Origin of the sequence: Herbaspirillum lusitanum P6-12 (assembly GCF_000256565.1) — a bacterium.
GTDB lineage: Bacteria > Pseudomonadota > Gammaproteobacteria > Burkholderiales > Burkholderiaceae_D > Herbaspirillum > Herbaspirillum lusitanum.
The window spans coordinates 1-2,539 of record NZ_AJHH01000620.1 but is presented as its reverse complement, the minus strand read 5'-3'; the positions used below and the strand labels follow the sequence as shown (position 1 = coordinate 2,539).

Below are 2,539 nucleotides of genomic sequence, written 5' to 3'. Positions count from 1 at the left end.
GACGCTACGTTGAACGCCGGCACGCCCATGTTCATCAGGCGCGTCAGGGTCGACGGCGCATCGTTGGTGTGCAGCGTGGAAAACACCAGATGCCCGGTCTGCGCCGCCTTGACGGCGATGTCGGCGGTCTCGGGATCGCGGATCTCGCCCACCATGATCACGTCCGGATCCTGGCGCAGGAAGGCGCGCAGCGCGATCGGAAAGGTCAGTCCGGCGCGCTGGTTGACATTGACCTGGTTGATGCCGGGCAGGCTGATTTCAGCCGGATCCTCGACCGTGGAAATATTGGTGCCGGGCTGGTTCAGGAGGCTGAGGCAACTGTACAGCGACACCGTCTTGCCCGAGCCGGTCGGCCCCGTCATCAGCACCATCCCGTAAGGCCGGCGGATCGCCTGCAGCAGCAAATCCTTTTGCGCGTCGTTGTAGCCGAGCGCATCGATGCCCAACTGCGAGTGGCTGGCATCCAGGATGCGCATGACGATCTTTTCGCCGAACAGTGTCGGCAGCGTCGACACGCGGAAATCGATGGCGCGCGTCGACGACAACGACAGTTTCATGCGGCCGTCCTGCGGCATGCGTTTTTCGGCGATGTCGAGACCGGAGATGATCTTGATGTGCGAGGCCAGCTTGTCCTTCATCGATAGCGGCGGTTCGACGATGTCGCGCAACTGGCCGTCGATGCGGAAGCGGATGCGGCAATGCTTTTCGAACGGTTCGAAATGCAGATCCGAAGCGCCGAGGTTGATGGCGTCGAGCAGGATCTTCTGCAGGTAATTGACGGCGGAGGCGTCGTCGAAATCAGGTAAGGACGGGGAGGCGGAAGCAAGTCCGGAAGAAGGAGCAGAAGCGCGCTGGAGCATGGTGACGGTGCCGGCAAGAGTCGAAAAAATCGAAAGAGCGACCGGCGTTGCACCGGCGTCTTGCTGGCATCGTCGTATCGTATCGGGAGTGCATCGGGAGTGAACCTGAAGCGACCGATGATGCGGCTTGCGTACCGCCTTGTAAATCGTAGCTATTCGGCTTTCGGCGTTTTTGCAGTGGTCGGCGCGAACAGTTTGACCACTTTGATGGCCTGGTTCTGGACCTGGACGATTTCGATGATGCAGCCGGCGATGCGCACCGACACGTTGGCTTCGGGGATGTCGCGCAACCATTCCAGCAGCAGGCCGTTGAGCGTCTTGGGTCCGTCCAGCGGCAGGCTCAGGCCCAGGCGCTTGTTGATGTCGCGCAAGGTGGTGGCGCCTTCCAGCAGGCATTCGCCGTCCTTGTTCCAGGCGAAACTGTCGGCACGGGCGGCGCCCGGCACCGAGGTGGTGAACTCGCCGATCATTTCCTCGATGATGTCTTCCAGCGTCACCAGGCCCTGCACTTCGCCGTACTCGTCGACGATGATGCCGAGGCGTTCGTGGTTTTCCTGAAAGTACTGCAACTGCGTGAAGACGTCGGTGTCCTGCGGGATGAAATACGGCGCGCTCAGCAGCGCGCGAATTTCTTCGCCGGTGATTTCCTCATCCTGGCTGAACAGCATGATCGCCTTGCGCACATGCAGGATGCCGACGATCTGGTTGATCTCGCCTTCGTAGACCGGCAGCTTGTTGTGATAGCAGGTTGCCAGCTGGTTGCGGATTTCATCGATGGAGACCGACAGGTTGAGCGCCTCGACCTGGGCGCGCGGCGTCATGACGTCTTCCACCGAAATCTTCTCGAGGTCGAACAGGTTGAGCAGGATGCTCTTGTGCTTTTGCGGAATGAAGTTGCCGCCTTCGAGCACGATCGAGCGCAGCTCTTCAGGCGACAGGCGCTGCTCATGGGAGCGGCCGCTGGCCTTGATGTGGATGATGCGCAGGATCGTCGACACGATGATGTTGACCACCCACAGCAGCGGCTTGGCCAGCGCCATCAGCGGCTTGAGGAAGAAGCCGGTAAACAGCGAGATGCGTTCCGGATAGGTGGCGCCGATGATCTTCGGCACGATTTCGGCAAAGACGATCAGCAGGCCGGCCACGCAGGCGGTGGCGATGGTGATGACTTTTTCGTGGTTGCCGAATGCGGTGATCGCCAGCGCCGTGACCAGCGCCGTCGCCAGCGCATTGATCAGCGTATTGGCGATCAGGATCAGCGACAGCAGCCGGTCGGTGCGTTCAAGCAGCCACAGCAGCGTGATGGCGCGCTTGTTGCCATGCTTGGCTAGATGCCTGAGGCGATGCCGGTTGGCAGCCATCAGGGCGGTCTCGGTCATGGAAAAGAATGCCGAGCAAAGAATCAGAAGTGCCAGTGCAAGAATTTGCACCCATATGGGCACGGTATCCAAAGGGTCACCGTAAGGGAAGTTGATGTAGTCGCCTGCTCCGGCAACGGGTACGAGCCCGGTTCCGTGACGCAAACGAAGCTGGATTCTAACATCAATTGGGCAGGGCGGAACCCGAGGCGAAGATCGTCCCGGGACCCGGGTTGTTCTTATGCGGAGACGGTCGCGATAGCCTGGGCGACCCGTTCGATATTGCCCGAATTGACCGCCGCCACGCAGATGCGGCCGGTG

The 2,539-nt window shown here is 60.7% G+C and carries 2 protein-coding genes; both read right to left on the bottom strand.

Annotation, left to right across the window (positions count from 1 at the left end; all coding sequences use genetic code 11):
• A partial coding sequence (locus tag HLUSI_RS29800; RefSeq protein WP_016835700.1) for a GspE/PulE family protein occupies positions 1–860 on the bottom strand: 860 nt, incomplete at its 3' end.
• Positions 861–1,012: 152 nt separating this feature from the next.
• Complete coding sequence (locus tag HLUSI_RS0120325) at positions 1,013–2,311, bottom strand: HlyC/CorC family transporter (protein ID WP_029363815.1); 1,299 nt, start codon at positions 2,309–2,311, stop codon at positions 1,013–1,015.
• Positions 2,312–2,539 lie beyond the last annotated feature (228 nt).